The sequence below is a fragment of the Paenarthrobacter sp. YIM B13468 genome (assembly GCF_042788025.1).
Classification (GTDB): Bacteria; Actinomycetota; Actinomycetes; order Actinomycetales; family Micrococcaceae; genus Arthrobacter; species Arthrobacter aromaticivorans.
Genome location: NZ_JBHZPI010000026.1, coordinates 1 through 17,927 on the forward strand (window position 1 = coordinate 1; position 17,927 = coordinate 17,927).

Genomic DNA, 17,927 nt, shown 5'->3' on the forward strand with positions numbered 1-17,927 from the left:
GGTGGGTTTCCCGTTACTTTTGCCGTATTTGTCAGCAGGCCGGTAGTGACGTCGGTTTGGGTGACCACATACGTGGCGGTGGCTGTCACGGACTGGCCCGGCAAAAGGATGCCGGGAAGGCCGGGCCAGCTGTACGAGAGCGCCGACATGGTGCCGCTGCCGGAGAACTGCGTCTCGGTGATGGCCACGCCGGACAAGGTCACGTTTCCCGTGTTCTTCGCCACGAACGTGTACGTGGCCGTTTCACCGGCGACTAGGGTGGTCTTGTCCACCGTCTTTACCAGCGTGATGGCCGGAGCAGCCGGTGGAGCAACAGTGAAAAGGTAATCTTCCACTTCGCCCGAGTCCGATGCACCCACGGGCGACTGGATCTGGGTCGCGGTGTAACCGATCCGGAACCGGGAGTAAGTTGTCCCTGCAGTTATCCCGGCGGGCAGGCTGGCCCACATGAGGGTGGCCGTTGTGGCTCCGGCCGCAAATGTTGAGCAAGCGCGTTCGGCCGGGTTGTCGAAGATTCCGTCCTTATCGACGTCAATCCATCCGCAAACTGTCCCTGCCTTACTGGCCCCGTTGATGGAAACGTTCGTCGAATAGCTTGTTGCGCCCGCGTTGAGGGGGGTGAGCAGTACTCCATCGTCCAATAGGTCAAGAGCGGCCGTTGGGCTGGCATTAGGTGAGGCAGTGCCATTTGCCACCGTGGCGTTGTCCTCGGTTACGTTCGGGCCGAGGGTGACATCTGAGAGTACAGACCGGGCTGCGTTGCTTTGATCGTACGAGGCCGGCGGATCCCCGAAGTCCTGCGGCACGGTCATGGTGATGACATAGTTGTCCTGGTTGTGCAACGGTTCTTGGATATCGTTGATGGTGTACGGTGGCAGCGAGTTGGTGGTCTGCACGAAGACTGCACTGATGTCGAAGGTCAGCGTAGTGACGATGCCGTTGATCCGCACTGAACCACAGCCAGCCGTTGTCTGCGCATCTACCGGATCCGGAGAATCGTTCTGGACGTTCGTTGTGCAAGACGTTCCGGCGTTGGGATTGCTGGTGGTGATGGCGTTACCTGACACAGCCAAGTTGTTGCCGGAAAGTTTGGTCATGCTCAACCCCGCGGTTGCAAGGTTGAGCACCGCGTGCACCTGGGACTGTGCGTCTACAGGGGATTTCTTGTCCGCGGAATGGTAGACAAACCCTCCAAGCCCGGAGATATTGAGAACCGGGTTCCGGACGGGCTGGCTGAAAGCAATGCTGACAGTGCCCAGCCCGGAGCACGGGCCGGTAGCGGCGCAGTTGTTGGTCGCATGGGTGGCGAATTCAACACCTGTGGCCGATCCGGCTATGGCCGGAGTGTAGTCGCCGACAGCTAGGCCGCGGCTGTCCATGGTGGTCCCGCCTACCATGTATGTCAGCCCGGACCGGTCATAGGTGGTCACCAGCCCGGAACCAGGCATTGTGAGGGTAGCGGTGGTGTTGGATACGCTTGCGCCTGCGGTTGCCACTTGATAGGCCTGAGCTGGGGATCCAAAGCCTAGCGCACCGACCGACAGCGTCCCAAGGAGCACCATCAACGCAACCCAAAAGGCCCCCGCTTTCCTAAGTGGATACTTCAAGGAGCTTCCTTCCACGAACACAGAGAGATCGGCCGACCGCAGGCCGACGCGCAAACATTGGGACAAGCAGAGGCCCGTCCAATCCGCGCTCTGCAGGGAAGACCTCCACACATCAAGTAGGGAAGGTCCAAGGATCGTGTTGCGAAAATCAAAAGATTCTTGAGAGCCGGCTCTCAGCTGGTTCCGGTAGGGCTTCGAGAAGTTGGTTGCAGGCAGTCGTTAGTAGCTGGTTTTGCCTCCATCTACTGGAAGGTCCACGTTTAAGCCCATAAGTGATTAGTGCACGCTCCTGGCAGATCGTGTCGCGAAAATTCCGAGAAATTGCCCCTGTAGTCCTAAGGACCCTGCGATTCAAGTCATCCCCGAATTTGCTGTCACACTGGGCCTATGGGGAGCGATTTTGATACGGGTTCCAGCGGCGGAACCATCACCGCTGGACCAATCAGCGATCAGGAAATCATTGGGGCGGTCCGGGGAGGCGACACCGACGCCTTTGACGCGTTGTACCGACGGCATCTAGCTGCTGCGCAATACGTTGCGCGGGCGAATACTGATAACCCGAGTGACGCCGACGACATCGTTGCCGAGGCATTCGCATCAGTGTTCCAAGCACTTAGCAGCGGCAAGGGACCACGGGAGTTCTTTCGCGCCTACCTGCTGACAGTCGTGCAGCGAACAGCGCATGCGCGGAACCGAAAAGCAAGACTCACCCAGTCTGCTCCTGACGAGGCCATCCTGGATACCGCCGTCGTCGACGCCGACCCCGTCTTGAGGGAATTCGAATCCTCGGCCGTGGCGGCCGCGTTCAATTCCCTTCCCGAGCGCTGGCAAGCGGTGCTCTGGCATGTGGACATTGAGGGCATGAAGCCGGCTGCTGCTGCGCCGTTCATAGGTATCAGCCCCAATGGAGTGTCATCTTTGCTCATCCGGGCACGGGAGGGACTCCGTCAGGCGTATTTGCAAAACCACGTGGTGCTGGCTCCTGGCGATGAGTGTTCGGAGTATTCCGGCCAGCTGGGTAAATATGCGCGGAATGCGCTGAAACGGACCTCACGCGAAAAGATCAGCGCGCATCTGGAGACGTGCTCAAAATGCACTGCACTGCTGTTTGAACTCAACCACATCCAAGGTGCCATGAGGGCCGCTCTCTTCCCTTTGGTGACCGGCATCGTGTTGACCCCTGGCGCAGCTGCGGGACTGCTTTCAGCATCGAACCCGTCCGGCCACGCCGGGCAAGATCCTGCGATCGTCCGATCCGCCGGCAACGTGTGGAAGGTTGCTGCTGCTGCGACTGTTGCTGCAGGCGTGGCGATTTTTGGACTGGTCACCTGGTTCGGGCAGCCCGGTGCCGAGGTCAGTAAGGCCGGCGATGCTCCGTCTTCGGCCTCACCCTCGACGTCCAGTGCCGTGCCGGACGTGCCCGCCGTCTCCTCCCCAGCTCCGACTGCGGCGCAGTTGCAGCAACCTTTTGCACCGGTAGAGGTTCGGCCCCATCCTGTATCCGAGGAAATTGACAGGCAGCGGGCAGCCGTTGTCACGAACTCCGGGACGGTATCCTCAACCACCGAGGCCATGCCTTCAACGGCTGCCCCGTTACAGATGGTCGACGCTGTTTTTGGCATGGAAGCTGGCAGCGGGCTACTCGAGCGCGATATCAGTGTGGGCTTTTCACTGCTTGGAGGCCCGGTATCAAGCTCCGGTGAAACAATCTTCAGCCTGCCGGAGAATGCCACGTTCATCCCCGGAAAATTCTCGGCACCGTCCGGATGGTCGTGCTCGGATCCCGCTGAGGACGGTCGGTTGATCCGGTGCAGCACGGCATCCTTCGAGCCAGCCAGCCTGGCATTCAAGCTGGGCGTTTCCCTTCGCAATCCTGAAGTAGGCAGCACACTGAACTATCAGTTCGGCGGCCAGCATGTCGTTAGCAAGTCCTTCGCCAACAGTTTTCACTAGCGCGAGCCGCTGGCCATTCGCACGCCGGTCCGAGCGCCGAGCCTGCTCGGAAAGAGCCTGAATCTTTTTCCGTTTTCTCCGTCACGATTCGGCTTTAGCCAACACTAAGAGGCTGACAATATCTGTGCGCATCGGCTTCCTTGGAAGCGGAAGCACCAAGCGCAACTGCCTGGGACTTGAGTCAGGGGCGCTTGGGGACGATGGAAAGATAAGCAACAGCCGTGAAGAATTCTCTCCTGGCCAGAACTTTCGTGATACTTCTGTCCACCCTTACCGCTGCCTCGGCGCTGGGCGGCCTTCAGCTTTCTCCTGCGCAGGCGACAACGCCGTCAATGCCACCTACGCCTTCAACATCCTGGACGCCCGACGCTACCCAGCCTGGCACTGTGGTGTTCTCGGAGAATTTCGAGCACGGCAGCCCCAACTCCGCCCTTGGCGCGCAGTCTTACTCCGCTCCCGGGTCAAAGCAATACGTTGGCAAGGGTGGTCAGACGTACACAGGTTCTTCAGGTTGGGTCGACGCCGCCAGGTGCAATGGCGTCATCCTGAGCTACCGGAATTCGAATACCCCCACATGGGCGCAGTCCGGAACTGCGGCCGAAGGCAAAAACAACAGGTGTGCCGAGGTCGCGGGTATTCGCAGCTATCAGTACATGCGCATGTTGGCCTTGGGCATGGGTCAGCAGTTCACTCCAGGATCCCCCAGCACGAATCACGTGAACAGCTCCTACACTGAATGCCCTTCCACCACTTCCAGCGGATCGGGGTGTGATTTCATTCCTTCAGGGCCCACTGACGGAGTGATGTTCAAGACGGCAAAACCGATCCCCGTGACTGCAGGCCACTACTACACCTTCGGCGTCAACACGGCGTACATGAATTGCGGCGTGGCCTCGGGCGATCCGTCCTATCAGTTCGCAACGGTTGACAGTGCCGGGGCGGTCACTCGCATCGGGAACCCACTCAACGGGTGCCAAACCTCGGACGACCCCAACGTGGACTCATTCCAGCAACAAGTCACCAGCGACGTCGGCGGAACCCCGGGAACCGTCACCAGGACCGTCAACATCAACTCGATGACGTCAAACACGGCAATCCAAGCCACCGGCAATTCCTTGGGCTTGGAAATGTGGAACAACAACGGCGCAACCAACGGGAACGATGGCGCCTTTGACGACGTGCGCCTGGTTGACGTCACTCCAGGATTGAGGCAATCCTTCACGCCCGCGGTGGTGGGCCCCGGCGGGATTTCCACCCTCACCCTCACTGTCACTAATACCAGTGAGCTCAACGCGAAGCATGACTGGTCCATCAACCAGGTGCTTCCCTCCGGACTGAGGATCGCCCGGGATCCGAACATTGGGGGAACATGCGTTCAGGTTCCCGGAACCGGCCCCTTCCTTCGCTCGGCAGATGCCGGCAGCGGAACTCTTTCGATTTCCGGCGGCGACCTCCGTCCGGGTCAGGCCTCATGCACCATCGTGGTGGATGTGACGGTTTCGGCCGAGGGCACGTATTCAAGCGCATCCACGGACATTGCAACCAACTTGAACCCTCCTGCAGCGGCTTCCCTTGTGGTCCGGGCTCCCCGGATTACGCTGGGCAAGGCGCTGACCACGGCCCGCGCTGCGGTCTCCGACCAATTCACTATGGAGATCCGTGCGGGGTCTCCTACCGGTGCCGTGGTAAACGCCATTAATCACTCCACTACCGCAGGATCTGTGGCAGCCATCGCTGCGGGTACTGGTGACACAGGTCAGACTACTGCCGACGCAGGCACTACCTACTACCTCACGGAATCCGGCGGCATCCCGTCCAATTACCACCGGAACATCACCTGTACGGACGCCGCTGGCCTCCAGCCGAATTTGCCCGTAGGAGCGGCGGTTGACCGGCCGTTTGCACTGACGCCCGTAGCCGGCGCAGACATCAAGTGCATTCTGACTGGCACCGCTGCGCCCCTGCCCGGCCTCGGGTTTACCCACAGCGCTGATGCCTCCGCCGCCCACTCGCCAGCGCAGGTCGGGGATGTGATTCGCTACAGCTTTAGGGCAACGAACAGTGGAAACGTGCCACTGACGGATGTGCTCATCAACAACACGCTTACCGGGCTCCCCGAGTTGGCATATTCGTGGCCCGGAATCGCCGGCCAGCTACTCCCGGGTCAAGTGCTAACCGCGACTGCGGCGTACACAGTCACCCGAGCAGACCTCGACGCCGGCCATGTGGCCAACTCCGCTACGCTCGCTGGCAGTCCGGGAATGGGGCGCCTGGTGGCATCGTTGCCGGTGGCTACGGATACGCCGTTGTCGCCGGATGCGCGCCTTGAGTTCTCCACCACTGTAGACGCGTCTGCAGTGGGTGATCCTGCTCAGGTGGGCGAGGTCATCACCTATCTCTTCACTGCGAAGAACGCCGGAAACGCCGCCCTCAAGGACGTCGCCATTGAGGATCCCGCGCCGGGACTCGGACCAGTGGTCTACGTGTGGCCCGGCGTCCCGGGTGAGTTGCTGCCCGGTGAAAGTGTGACGGCTTCGGCAAGCTACGAACTCACGTGGTGGGATGTCAAAGCCGGCAACATCACTAACGCGGCAACAGCCCGGGGGGCGTCATCGGCAGGTGGGCTGGTAAAAACGCATCCTGCCACAACCGCAGTGGCATTCCCGCGGACAGGGCAGAAGGAGGCGGAAGAGGCATTCCTGCGGATAGCACCGCAATCTGGACAAGAGGCCTCCTCGCGGTCCGTTCCGAATCGGCCAGCTCCCGATCAGCCCAGCAAGTCCGTAACCGCTACAAATTCGTCAGCCGGAGCATTGGCCAACACGGGAGTCGCGTTTTCCATCCTGCCGGTTGCTGTCATCATCCTTTCCGGCCTCGTCCTGTTCCTGATGGGACGCCGCAAAGGTGTCCGGAGCCAGCGGCAGGCCTAGGTCGTGGCCCGCTTCTTCTGCCACTGGAAGGCGTGCCAGAACAGCAGGGCGGCTGTGACCAGAATGGTGCCTGGAAGGACGTAAGGCACGGACTGCAGGACCATGAAATTCACTTGGGCCGAGGGACTTTGCGCCGTGGGACCGGCCATTGCCGCTACGGCGTCGAACGCCCAGAAGCAAAACCACACCAACCCAGCGTCCAGCACCCAGAGGGCCACGACGAACGGGTTCACGAGTACTCGCCTCCGTCCCCGTTCAGGGTCTTCAGGGGCATGCGGATTCACTGCCCGCACCGCATTCCCGTGTTCATCGATCTCGCGGAAACCGATCCGTTCGTGTGTCTCGTCAGCCACTGGTCCCCCAACCGTAGAGTTTTCTGTGCCGTTGACTCTACAGCCCCCTGCTAAGGCCCGGGGTATTTTCCACGGCGTCAGCTTCGAATAAAAGTCAATGACGCTTCCTCTCCTCGAAAAACGGCGAGAATACGCGCCTCAGGGGAAATAGGTCACAAAAGTTTGACGAAAAGGCAAGCCTAAGTAAGGCTTGCCTTTGCTAACTAGCGCCCAATGATGGAAGGAAGCTGACGTGACGTCACCAAGTGTCGAAGAGCGGATTGCTCAGGAGCAGGACTTTGGCTCCAAGGTGGAACTGGCCCTCGCTGCCACAAACCAGCTGTTCAACGCACGAAATTCGCCCAGCTATGTGGCGCAGGTTCTTCAGGGAGTCAACGCGGTCTCCACCAAAGTCCAGAGAACCGCCCAGCCGTTCACCGGCGTCGCGCACGCAGAATTGAAGGCCCGCGTTGGTGCCGTCGATCTCGAACGTCCGTTGCCGGATACGGCTGCAGCCCTTGAGGAGCTGGACGGGCTCTACCTCAAGGACGCGATCTACTTCCACGATGCCCGTTACGCGGCACACCTGAACTGCCCGGTGGTCATTCCCGCCCTGGTTGGTGAAGCCGTGCTCTCGGCCGTGAATTCCTCTATGGACACGTGGGACCAGAGCGCCGGTGCCACCATGATTGAACGCCGCCTCATCGATTGGACTGCGGAACGCATCGGCTTCATGGAAGAAGCCGACGGTGTCTTCACTTCGGGTGGGAGCCAGTCCAACTTCCAGGCGCTGCTGATAGCCCGCAACCACGCTGTGGCCAAGCTCCGTGCCACGAATGGCGACGCGCGCCTGCCGCACCTCCTGGACCGCCTCCGGATTTTCACGTCCGTAGACAGCCACTTCAGTATCCAGAAGTCCGCTTCCATGCTCGGACTCGGCTTCGATGCCGTCATCGCCGTGCCCACCGCTGCTGATCACCGCATGGATCCCACCGCACTTGCGGCTGCCCTGGCGGAAGCGCACGACGCCGGCCTGGTACCAATGGCGGTCGTGGCCACCGCTGGGACCACCGACTTCGGCTCGGTGGATCCTCTCTCCGAGCTGGCGGCCTTGGTGCGGGCCTATGATTCCTGGCTGCACGTCGACGCAGCATACGGCGGAGGCCTCATCGTCTCTGGCCGTTACCGCCACCTCCTGAACGGGATCCACCTGGCCGACTCCGTCACCATCGACTTCCATAAGACCTTCTTCCAGCCTGTCAGCTCCAGCGCAGTCCTGGTCCGCAACGGCGACATGATGTGCCACGTCACCTACTACGCGGACTACCTGAACCCGGAGAGCGCCGCGAAAGCCGAAATTCCCAACCAGGTGGACAAGAGCATCCAGACCACCCGCCGCTTCGACGCTCTCAAGCTTTGGCTCACTCTGCGCATCATGGGCGCCGACGCGGTTGGTGCACTGTTCGACGAAGCGATCGACCTGACGGGCCGCGTGGGGGCGGTGCTGGCAGACGATGCGGAATTTGAACTCGCCGCCGAGCCCCAGCTGAGCACTCTGGTCTTCCGCTATCGGCCACAAGTGGCGGGAGTGGCCCTCGATGAGGACGCCTCAGACGTCCTCAACCCGGCCATCCGCGCAGCGATCTTTGCTTCAGGCGAAGCCGTGGTTGCCGGCACCAAGGTGGCTGGCCGCCACTACCTCAAATTCACCCTCCTCAATGCCGAGGCCTCCCTGAGGGATATTCAGGAAATCATCGAACTTATCCGACGGACGGGCGCCAGCCTGCTCGCGACCACCACGGAGGCCGCCGCATGAGCACCCCTGATAGCGGCAAGATCTACGACGTCGCGGGAATCGGCGTCGGGCCCTTCAACCTAGGCCTGGCCGCGCTGAGCGCGCCCGTGGAAGACCTGGATTGCGTCTTCCTTGACCGTCGAGAGTCCTTCGACTGGCACCCCGGCATGATGCTGGAGCCCGCGCACCTGCAGGTGCCGTTCATGGCGGACCTTGTCACCCTGGCCGATCCGACGTCGCCGTACTCGTTTTTAAACTTCCTCAAGCAGACCGGACGGTTGTACCGCTTCTACATCCGGGAAAACTTCTACCCGCTGCGCGCCGAATACAACCAGTACTGCCAGTGGGTGGCCGGCCAACTGGAGTCGGTCCGTTTTAGCACAGATGTGCTGGATGTGGCGTACGACGACGGCGTGTACCGCCTTTCGGTGCAGGGTCCGGATGGCGCTGCAGTGCTTCACGCCCGCAAGCTGGTTCTGGGAACCGGCACCTCGCCGCACGTTCCGGCCTCCTGTGCAGGGATCGTGGAGAGCGGCGGACTTGTCCTCCACAACGCCGACTACCTGTCGAGGAAGAGTGAGCTGCAGTCCAAGCGCAGCATCACCATTGTGGGCAGCGGCCAGAGCGCCGCGGAGCTCTATTACGAACTCCTTCAGGAAATCGACGTATACGGCTACCAGCTCAACTGGGTGACCCGTTCGGGCCGGTTCTTCCCCTTGGAGTACACCAAGCTGACACTGGAGATGACTTCGCCCGAGTACGTGGACTACTTCCACTCGCTGCCGGGGGAGCAGCGCGATTCCCTCATCAAGAGCCAGAAGAACCTCTACAAGGGCATCAACTCGGACTTGATCGACGACATCTACGATCTCCTGTACACCAAGAGTCTTTCCGGCATGGTGGATACCCAGCTCCACACGCACTCATCGCTGACTGCTGCTGAATGGGATGCGGCCACCGGGATCCACACGCTCCAGTTGCACCATGAAGAGCACGGACGCGATTACAGCCTGGAGTCCGAAGCCGTGGTTCTCGCCACCGGCTACTCCTACAAGGAGCCCGCCTTCCTGGCCGGCATCCAGGACCGGATCCGCCGCGACGCCCAGGGCCGCTTCGACGTCGAACGCAATTACGGGACGGGTGTGGAACCTGGCGAAATCTTCGTCCAGAACGCCGAGCTTCACACCCACGGTTTCGTCACGCCGGACCTCGGCATGGCCGCCTACCGCAACTCCTGCATCCTGCGCGAAATCACCGGACACGAGGTCTATCCGATCGAGCGCAGCATCGCGTTCCAGCAGTTCGGCGCGCCAGCCGCAGTTGCTTCAACAGCTCCGAACACCGTGGGGGCCGCAGTATGAGCTTCACATTCCGGCCAGTCGACCCCATAGCGGACGCACCTATCCTCCACAGCTGGGTAACTCAGGAGTACGCACGGTTCTGGGGGATGGTCTCGGCCACCGAGGAGGACGTTGTGGAGGAATACTCTAGGATCGCTCAGTCCGGCCACCACCAGGCGTTCCTGGGGCTCGACGACGGCGTCCCCGCCTTCCTGATGGAGCGGTACCGTCCCAGGTCATCGCCGTTGGCGGACGTCTACGAGGTCCAAGCCGGCGATGTTGGAATGCACCTCCTGGTGTCCCCGCCTTCCGGCAACCCGCAGCCCGGCTACACCACGGCCGTCATGCAGTCGGTGATGACGGAACTGTTCGCTGACCCTGCAACCCAACGGGTCGTCGTCGAGCCTGACGCACGAAACCACAAGATCCACGTGCTGAACCAGAAGGTGGGCTTCCGCCCGCACGGCGCGGTGACTCTTCCCGCCGTCGACCCCTCCGAAGACCACAAGCAAGGCCTGCTGAGCTTCTGCACCCGCGAGGACTTCTTCGCCACCCTGACCCCGATTCTGGCCGCGCCTGCCGCGGCGATCAGAGGAGATTTCCTGTGACCACTACTGCCGAAGCCGCCCTCCACGAGGCAGCCGAACCTGTATCCCACTTGACCCCGGAGCGCTGGGCCGTTGCCAACAGGCACTTGATACGGAAAGCCATTGCCGAGTTCTCGCACGAGCGGATCCTGGTGCCGGAGCTGATCCGGGAGGAGGGCGCCGGCGTCGGACTGTACAAGGTTGTCAGCGACGACGCCACCGTTGAGTATCGCTTCCGTGCGCGCCTCTTGGTGCTTGAACACTGGTCCGTCTTCCCGGAATCCATTGCTCGAATCCGCGATGGTGCGGAGCTGCCGCTGGATGCCTTGGACTTCATCACCGAGTTCCACGAGGCACTGGCCATCCGCGAGGAGATGCTGCCGGTCTACCTTGAGGAAATCAGCAGCACACTGGCCAGCCACGCCTACAAGCAGGGCAAGCCGTTCAGCTCAGCCCAGTTGGCTGCAGGCATCACCGGCGGGGCTGATCGGGCTGCCGACTTCCAGGCCATAGAGCACAGCATGACCGAGGGTCACCCGTGCTTCGTTGCCAACAACGGACGGTTGGGGTTCGGGATCGCGGACTATCACGCATTCGCGCCGGAAACAGGTGCCGTGGTGAAGCTTCAGTGGATCGCTGTGCATCGCAGCAAGGCCGTCTTTACCTCCAGCGCAGGTTTGGATTACAGGACGCACTTTGAGGCCGAGCTGGGACCGGCAACTCTGTCATGGTTCAACGCGGAACTGTCCGCTTCAGGCCTTGATCCTGAGGACTACCTGCTCATGCCGGTACATCCGTGGCAGTGGGATAACAAGCTCACCGTGACGTTCGCGGCAGAAATCGCCCAGCGTCATATCGTGAACCTGGGCACAGGTGAAGACGCCTATCAGGCCCAGCAATCCATCCGAACGTTCTTCAACACCACCTCGCCGGAGAAGGCCTACGTGAAGACGGCGATGTCCGTGTTGAACATGGGCTTCATGCGGGGGCTGTCGCCGCAATACATGAAGGCAACACCGGCCATCAACGACTGGCTGCAAGAACTGATCGACAACGACCAGGAGCTCCAGAACCGGGGCCTGGCCATGATCCGTGAAACTGCGGCTATCGGCTATCACAACCACTACTACGAGGCTGCTTCGGCCAAGGGTTCGCCGTACAGGAAAATGCTGTCTGCCCTGTGGAGGGAAAGTCCCCTGCCTTTGCTTGAGGACGGCCAGCAGCTGGCAACCATGGCATCGCTGCTGCACGTCGATGCCTCCGGCACCTCCATGGTTTCTTCACTGATTGCGCGCTCCGGCCTGGCTCCAATGCGATGGCTGCGCCGCTACTTCGAGGCGTACCTCGTGCCGCTGGTGCACTGCCTCTACGAATACGAGCTCGCGTTCATGCCCCACGGCGAAAACGTCATCCTGATCCTCGAAGACGGCGTGCCGGTGCGGGCCATCATGAAGGACATCGCCGAGGAAATTGTGGTCATGGGTGACCGGCTCAAGCTGCCGGAAGAGGTTTCCCGCGTCAAGGCGGAGATTCCGGCCGAAGAGATGGTCCTCGCGATCTTTACTGACGTGTTCGACTGCATCTTCCGTTTCCTCAGCGCCATCCTTATTGAGGACGGGACGGTGCGCGAGGACGAGTTCTGGGGGACTGCCGCATCGGTGCTGCGGGAGTACCAGGCACGGCACCCCGAACTCGCCGATCAGTTCGCGATGCACGACCTCTTCGCTCCGGACTTCGAATTGTCCTGCCTCAACCGGCTGCAACTGCGGAACAACCAACAGATGCTCGATATCTCGGATCCGTCCGGTGGTTTGCAGATGGCCGGACGGCTGACCAACCCCCTGGCAAAGTTCGCTTAAGCGGAAAAATGGCGGAGGCGCCGCCGGGAAAAGTTACTTCATCCGGTGGCGCCCCCTCGTGACTGGCTGCCTGATCCGACCCCAGGCAGCTGCCACGCCTAAGTAGTACGAGTTGCTGCTTAATCGTGTTGCGAAAATCGGAGGCCACTGATGACCCGATCGCACTCCGCTGGCGAGGTGGGAAAATCCAAAAATTCCACGAGGGTTCGCCGTCCGACGCCCTGATGTAGCCCGTCGATGAGTTGTAGACAGCGGAACAACGCCTCGTAGCTCTCGCGCTTGCGGGTCAGCATGGTATGAATACTTCCGCGATGATATGCCCCAGTGGCTTCCACTGCCGCAAGTTGCCCTCGGCATATCTGTCCCATTTCGGCCAACATTTCCCAGCCAAGCAGCTTGCCGCCATCAGACCATCCCAGGTGAAGGCTCGCTATCGTGTGGCTTCTACGCCGGGCGCTGGGGCGGAGCGACATCTCATGGATGAGTCGTTCAAAGTGCGCCATAGTTGCTAGCCCTGTATAGACGTCGGTGCAGGAGAACGGCTCAACACGTTCGTTTTCCTGCGCCCATCCCTCGACGAGATCCCGCATAGAGCCATCATCAGCAGGTACGCCTGCCGCTTCGAAAAAGGCACTGAGATCCTGCATTGTTTCGCGGACTCCAACGCCGTGATATGCGCGGGACGCCCCCAAGTTCTTGGCGGACATTTGCAGCTCACCGCCCTCCGCTTGGGCCTTGAGCATGTCCTCGACTTCTGGAACCAGCCAGTCACCCGGAAACAGCCATCCGGCCTGCTCACTACGTTGTCGCCAGCGCCCACGTAGCTGTAAGGACCTGCTTTCGATTTTCAGATGAGCGCGTTGATCTTTCATGTCCAATGAGTGCCATTGAGCGCCCAGTCATGACGCAATTTCGTCCAAATAATGGACAAGTGGGAAGCCTTGCTCGCACTAAGGACGCTGAGATAAGTGTTCCGGGATGGCGTGAAACCCTACTCGTTGTCCGGTTCGCCCACGGGTTTCTCGGCGGGCCAGTCAACGTCCTGCCCGTAGCCCTCATGCTTCTGCAGGTAAGCCGCGATGTAAGGGCAATGCGGAATGATGCGCTTGCCGGATGCCACCACATCGTCCAAGGCAAAATGCGCCAGCACCTTGGCCAGCCCCTGGCCTTTGAACTGTGACCTTGTCTCGGTGTGGGTGAAATCGATGTGACCGGGCCTATCGATGAATTGGGAAATCACCGCCAACTCCCCGTCTACGCGGAGTTCATAGCGATGGAATTTGTCGTTTCGAACTGTGGTGACGCCAGCTCGGAACGAGTCTGCCAATGATTCAGTGTGCTCGGTCATGATTCGAGATTGGCACGTAAACCCTGCGCTGGCAATGTGGGCCTTTTTCCCCCGCGGCTTGGCGTCCCGTCCGGCCTGGACGGCGGCAGCACCGGCGTCGGGACCCTGCCAAGCAGCAGGACGGCGAGCGCGAAGCATGCAGCTCCCCCGCCCAGGAGCGCCAGGGTCAGGCCATTTAGCGCGGCATCCGCGACGGGGATAAGGACCACGACGGCGGCGGTCGTCACAGCGGTGCGCGAGGGACCCCGCGCGTGGCTGGCCGCCGTCGGACGGTTTTCAAGGCGGCCAAGGAGCAGCACGACCGGCACGAGCAGGGCTACGACGGCGAAGAAGACGGGGATGCGTGCCCACCACCATTCCGCTGTGCCGTCGGTCGGTTTGGGGAAGTCGGTGAGCAAGAGGAGTCCGGACATGCCCACAAGGAGAGGAAGATGCCAGAGGTAAACGGTCATGGACCGGCGGCCCGCCACCGCGATAATCGTCTGGACCCAGCGGACAGAGGCGATCCAGCGTATGCCTTTGCCCAGAAGTTGGAGCGTGGCACTCTGTGAGATAGCAAGCAGAAGCAGGCAAAGGTTGGGTGGGTTGATGTTCACCACCATGTTGCCCGGATATACGCCCACGCCGGTCACCAGCCCGAGCAACACGTTGCTGACTATGATCGCCCCTACCAGCCAGGTTCTGCTGCGATGCTCAAAAAAGCCGTCGGCCATGAGGAAGCCCAGCTGCTGGACTGCGCACCAGACAAACACCATGTTGACGAAGGCAAGAACCGGGACAGCGCCGCGGAGGGAGTCCACGGTGATGATCAGCGCCACGAGGACGCCCAACGTTGGCAGCGGGGCACGTTGGTGAAGCCTGGCCATGAGCGGGATGCTGACCTGTGCTGTGAGGTACGCGGCCAGGAACCAGAGGGGCATCGCGGCACCGGTAGTCATCAACTGGATCACTTGTGGATCTACGCCGCTGAGCAAGGCCAGCCAGAGCCCCGCCCACATGATGGCGAGCAGGGCCATGGCCGGACGGACCAGGCGCAGAAGTCGCAACTGGGCGAAGTCGAAGCCGCTGCCGCCGCGCTCTTTCAGGCGTCGCCACGACTGCAATCCTGTGACGCCGCCCAGGACGAAGAACAACGGGACGATCATGAGCACCCAAACCACCGGCGTGAACCAGCTTTGCTCCATGAGCGTGTTTTGCGTGGTGACTTTCCCGTCCCTGTGAAGAACGGGACTGACCATCATGCAGTGGGCCGCGACCACCAGGAGCAGGCATATGAAGCGGACAAGGTCGATTGCTGGATCGCGCCGCACAGCCGAAACGCCCTGCACAGCCGGTTCCGGCTGCGCATTCAAAGCTCCCGGCACAGCCGTGCTCCGGCTGGCGGGAGGATGAACCGGCTTTGCCCGCTGCATGGCACTCCCTACGACTACACGCGCCTGCGTGCTGACTCCATTCTCCGCCCCGGGTGCCGTGCGGACCAGCAGGGCTGGCGCTGGCAGCTGCTATTGGCGTGTCTTGCCCAGTAACCGCCTCCGTTCGGCAGGGTCCAAAGCCGCAGCGCACGCGGCGGCGGCCAGGCCAAACGATCCGTCAATGATTGCTTTGTCAGCGCCCGCCGAAGCGCCAAAGGCCGCGAACTCGGCTGTGTGATGGGCGGCGCCACGAACGTCGTAGCCAACCATCGGGTGGATGCTTGGCACCAGTTGGGAGACGTTGCCCATGTCCGTTGAGGCCACTGGCTCGGCGTTGAAGACAACGTCCCGTCCGATGGCCGTCATGGCTGCCCGGTAGGCATCCGACAGGAACGGGTCTTGTCGGAGTTCGGCGTAGTCATTGCCGGTTGGCGTGACATCCAGGGTGCAACCGCTGGCGTGGGCGCCTGCTTCGAGGCAGCGCCGGACCTTGTCCTGGATGATTCGCAGCTTCTCGATGCTCGGAGCCCGCATCTCAACGCTCGCCCGTGCACGCTCCGGGATGACGTTGACGGCACTTCCCCCTTCGGTGACGATCAGCGAGATGATCGATCCGACAGGGAGCTGTTGCCTGGCAAGCGCAATCGCGGTCTGCGCCACCACAAGGGCGTCCAGGGCGTTTACTCCTTCCATCGGGGCAGCAGCGGCGTGTGCCGGCCTGCCCTCGAACAATACGTCCCACATGGACATCGCCAACGACGAACCTCCTACTACGTCCTTTGCCGCGGCGTGCGCCATCATTGCCAGCGAGACATCCTCGAAAAAGCCTTCTGCGATCAGGTCCGCTTTGCCGCCGGTGGTCTCCTCCGCCGGAGTTCCGAGCACCTTGACAGTGATGCCGAGTTCGTCGGCCACGGCCGCAAGGGCCAGCGCCGCCCCCACGGCGCTAGCAGCATTGACGTTATGCCCGCAGGCGTGGCCGATGTCCGGCAGGGCGTCATACTCAACGCAGAGAGCCACCACCAGGTCGCCGCTTCCGTAGCTCGCACTCAACGCGGTGGCCTGCAGTGGTTGGCGATCAGCGAAGCGGAAGCCAGCCGTATGGAGCAGCCGCCTGATGCGCTTGGCGGCGCGAAACTCCTGGCCGCCGAGCTCCGGGTCCGCGTGGATGGCGTGGCTGAGGTCCAACAGGTCCGGTTTCCACCGCTCGGTGGCGGCCTTCAGCGCGGCTTCGATGTCGCGTTGGGATACGCGTACGACGTCGGGCCCGCGGCTCATGCTGTTAAGGCCAGTGGCGATCATGCGGATACCTCGGCGTTCTCGCGCTTGGGGTAGCGGGCGCTTGCGGCGGCCGCGATCAGTGCGGCCACAGCCAGAGCTCCCCAAATAGACAGGAGCCCGGCCTCGGTGATGCGGCCGGACTCAACGGAGGCTGAGGACAGCAGCTTCACCACGGCCGCACCCACGGCGATCCCAACGGACAACGCGAGCTCATTCAGCCCGGCCGCCGTCGACGTTTCTTGCAGGGGAACACCTTCCACGGACAGCGACCGTGTCCCCGCCTGGTACATCCCCAGGCTCAGGTTGAACATGGCGAAGCCCACGCAGTAACCGGACAAAGTCCCGTGGGCCAGGATCATCACCAGGAATCCGCCTGCGAGCAGCAGCCCAGCGAATACCAAGGTGGCGCGTTCGCCGAATCGGCGCAGGACCCGCGCCGTCAACAGCGAGGAAACCAGTGAGAGTACGGAAGCCAAGGCCAGGACAATGGCGATCATCAGGGGGCTCAGGCCAAACCCATAACCCGTCTTGTCCGGATTGGAATGCAGGAATATCCCATTTGTGCCGAAGTAGCTGATGGAGGCGAAACCGAAGAAGAAGGTAGCCACTGAGATGGAGCGGATCCGGGGAATGGCCAGCATCCGCAGGTCCATGAAGCGTCTACGCTGCGTTGCGCTGAAATCACGCCTCGCCCAATAGGCCAGCAGGGATACGCCCAGCAGGCCAGCAATCAAAGTCCGGGCATCCAGCCAACCCCATTCAGGGGCCATGGAGAGCGCCACAACGAAACCAATCAGCCCGAGCGAGCAAGCTAGCAACGGCGCAAGGGCGATGCCCTCACGTGTGGGCACACCGGCGTCGGGCAGTAAGAAGGAAGAGATGAAGGCGACCACCGCGAAAGGCACCGCTACCCAGAAACCGAGCGTCGGATTGGTGACCCCGGCGATTCCGGCGAAGAGTCCGCCTGCTCCCACCATGATCATGAGCATCCCGATCATGACGCTCACGCCAGTGCGCGTGTGTCCAGGGCTGCTGACACGCAGGATGCCCATCATGAGGGGGATGAAGCCCACCACGCAGGTCAGCATGACCACGCCAATCGTCACGGTCCACAGCGAGGGCCACAACGCCATCTGAAGCACGCCCAGCGTCACCACCCCTGTGGACCAGCGCAGCACCAGCCTGTACCCGTAGCTGTCTCCGAGCCTTGAAATGATCGGAGTGAGGACTGCAAAGCTCACGTTGGAGATCAGGAAGATGCCGTTGATGGTGGGGTCGTCAATGTCGAAGACGGGTCCGAGCGCGGGAAGGATGGGGTTCAGGTACCCCTGCGTGACTCCGCTCAATGATTCAATCAATGCCATCGCGAGAATCATTCCCGCAATGGCCCGGCGAGTGGTTCCTGACGCCGCCGCTGGTGCTGTCTTGCTTGCCATGTGCTTCCTTGTGGTCTTGGGGCCGTTGGGCCGCCCTGCCGATTAGT

Annotated in this window: 13 protein-coding genes; 6 read left to right on the top strand and 7 right to left on the bottom strand. The window is 61.6% G+C overall.

Annotated elements, in window-relative coordinates; genetic code table 11:
* Positions 1–1,496, bottom strand: a 1,496-nt coding sequence (locus ACFX4T_RS21090; protein ID WP_377653900.1) for a GEVED domain-containing protein, incomplete at its 3' end; no start/stop codon positions are given.
* Positions 1,497–1,994: 498 nt separating this feature from the next.
* Between ACFX4T_RS21090 and ACFX4T_RS21095 the strand changes: the two genes are divergently transcribed.
* Together ACFX4T_RS21095 and ACFX4T_RS21100 are read left to right on the top strand one after the other, a co-directional pair.
* Positions 1,995–3,560 carry an RNA polymerase sigma factor gene (locus ACFX4T_RS21095; protein ID WP_223947584.1) on the top strand — a complete coding sequence of 522 codons (1,566 nt, stop codon included), beginning with the start codon at positions 1,995–1,997 and terminating at the stop codon, positions 3,558–3,560.
* Between the two features lie 221 nt (positions 3,561–3,781).
* The gene (locus tag ACFX4T_RS21100) at positions 3,782–6,490 is read left to right on the top strand and encodes a hypothetical protein (protein ID WP_377653902.1); all 2,709 of its coding nucleotides are present in this window, start codon (positions 3,782–3,784) and stop codon (positions 6,488–6,490) included.
* Here ACFX4T_RS21100 and ACFX4T_RS21105 read toward each other — a convergent pair.
* The gene (locus ACFX4T_RS21105) at positions 6,487–6,843 is read right to left on the bottom strand and encodes a hypothetical protein (RefSeq protein WP_223947582.1); all 357 of its coding nucleotides are present in this window, start codon (positions 6,841–6,843) and stop codon (positions 6,487–6,489) included. The genes ACFX4T_RS21100 and ACFX4T_RS21105 overlap by 4 nt on opposite strands.
* Positions 6,844–7,075: 232 nt before the next feature.
* On the opposite strand from ACFX4T_RS21105, the gene ACFX4T_RS21110 reads away from it, so the two are divergent.
* From ACFX4T_RS21110 to ACFX4T_RS21125, 4 genes are read left to right on the top strand one after another with little or no spacing between them, the layout of a single operon-like run.
* Positions 7,076–8,638: a pyridoxal phosphate-dependent decarboxylase family protein gene (locus tag ACFX4T_RS21110; protein WP_377653904.1), complete on the top strand. Its 1,563-nt coding sequence runs from the start codon at positions 7,076–7,078 to the stop codon at positions 8,636–8,638.
* Positions 8,635–9,978, top strand: coding sequence for a lysine N(6)-hydroxylase/L-ornithine N(5)-oxygenase family protein (locus tag ACFX4T_RS21115; RefSeq protein ID WP_377653906.1), 1,344 nt, complete (start codon positions 8,635–8,637; stop codon positions 9,976–9,978). The genes ACFX4T_RS21110 and ACFX4T_RS21115 overlap by 4 nt, the downstream gene beginning before the upstream one ends.
* Positions 9,975–10,565 (top strand): GNAT family N-acetyltransferase, encoded by a 591-nt coding sequence (locus ACFX4T_RS21120; RefSeq protein WP_377653908.1) that lies wholly within the window; start codon positions 9,975–9,977, stop codon positions 10,563–10,565. The genes ACFX4T_RS21115 and ACFX4T_RS21120 overlap by 4 nt, the downstream gene beginning before the upstream one ends.
* Entirely contained in the window at positions 10,562–12,403 is a 1,842-nt protein-coding gene (locus tag ACFX4T_RS21125; protein WP_377653910.1) for an IucA/IucC family protein, read from the top strand. Before ACFX4T_RS21120 ends, ACFX4T_RS21125 begins: the two co-directional genes overlap by 4 nt.
* A 119-nt stretch (positions 12,404–12,522) precedes the next feature.
* Here the strand turns inward: ACFX4T_RS21125 and ACFX4T_RS21130 are convergent, their stop codons facing one another.
* The 5 genes from ACFX4T_RS21130 to ACFX4T_RS21150 form a co-directional block, all read right to left on the bottom strand.
* Positions 12,523–13,275, bottom strand: coding sequence for a hypothetical protein (locus tag ACFX4T_RS21130; protein WP_377653912.1), 753 nt, complete (start codon positions 13,273–13,275; stop codon positions 12,523–12,525).
* Between the two features lie 119 nt (positions 13,276–13,394).
* Entirely contained in the window at positions 13,395–13,751 is a 357-nt protein-coding gene (locus ACFX4T_RS21135; protein ID WP_216922589.1) for a GNAT family N-acetyltransferase, read from the bottom strand.
* A complete protein-coding gene (locus ACFX4T_RS21140; protein ID WP_377653914.1) occupies positions 13,748–15,163 on the bottom strand; it encodes an acyltransferase in 1,416 nt (471 codons plus the stop codon). Before ACFX4T_RS21140 ends, ACFX4T_RS21135 begins: the two co-directional genes overlap by 4 nt.
* A gap of 90 nt (positions 15,164–15,253) precedes the next feature.
* Positions 15,254–16,465 (bottom strand): M20 family metallopeptidase, encoded by a 1,212-nt coding sequence (locus tag ACFX4T_RS21145; protein WP_377653916.1) that lies wholly within the window; start codon positions 16,463–16,465, stop codon positions 15,254–15,256.
* Complete coding sequence (locus ACFX4T_RS21150; RefSeq protein WP_377653918.1) at positions 16,462–17,880, bottom strand: MFS transporter; 1,419 nt, start codon at positions 17,878–17,880, stop codon at positions 16,462–16,464. Before ACFX4T_RS21150 ends, ACFX4T_RS21145 begins: the two co-directional genes overlap by 4 nt.
* Positions 17,881–17,927: the final 47 nt, after the last annotated feature.

What these genes read in the sequence shown, in the direction of transcription:
- ACFX4T_RS21135 (WP_216922589.1), bottom strand. Translation starts at nt 13,751, where the DNA reads ATGACCGAGCACACTGAATCATTGGCAGACTCGTTCCGAGCTGGCGTC.
- ACFX4T_RS21140 (WP_377653914.1), bottom strand. Translation starts at nt 15,163, where the DNA reads ATGCAGCGGGCAAAGCCGGTTCATCCTCCCGCCAGCCGGAGCACGGCT.
- ACFX4T_RS21130 (WP_377653912.1), bottom strand. Translation starts at nt 13,275, where the DNA reads ATGAAAGATCAACGCGCTCATCTGAAAATCGAAAGCAGGTCCTTACAG.
- ACFX4T_RS21120 (WP_377653908.1), top strand. Translation starts at nt 9,975, where the DNA reads ATGAGCTTCACATTCCGGCCAGTCGACCCCATAGCGGACGCACCTATC.
- ACFX4T_RS21115 (WP_377653906.1), top strand. Translation starts at nt 8,635, where the DNA reads ATGAGCACCCCTGATAGCGGCAAGATCTACGACGTCGCGGGAATCGGC.
- ACFX4T_RS21145 (WP_377653916.1), bottom strand. Translation starts at nt 16,465, where the DNA reads ATGATCGCCACTGGCCTTAACAGCATGAGCCGCGGGCCCGACGTCGTA.
- ACFX4T_RS21095 (WP_223947584.1), top strand. Translation starts at nt 1,995, where the DNA reads ATGGGGAGCGATTTTGATACGGGTTCCAGCGGCGGAACCATCACCGCT.
- ACFX4T_RS21150 (WP_377653918.1), bottom strand. Translation starts at nt 17,880, where the DNA reads ATGGCAAGCAAGACAGCACCAGCGGCGGCGTCAGGAACCACTCGCCGG.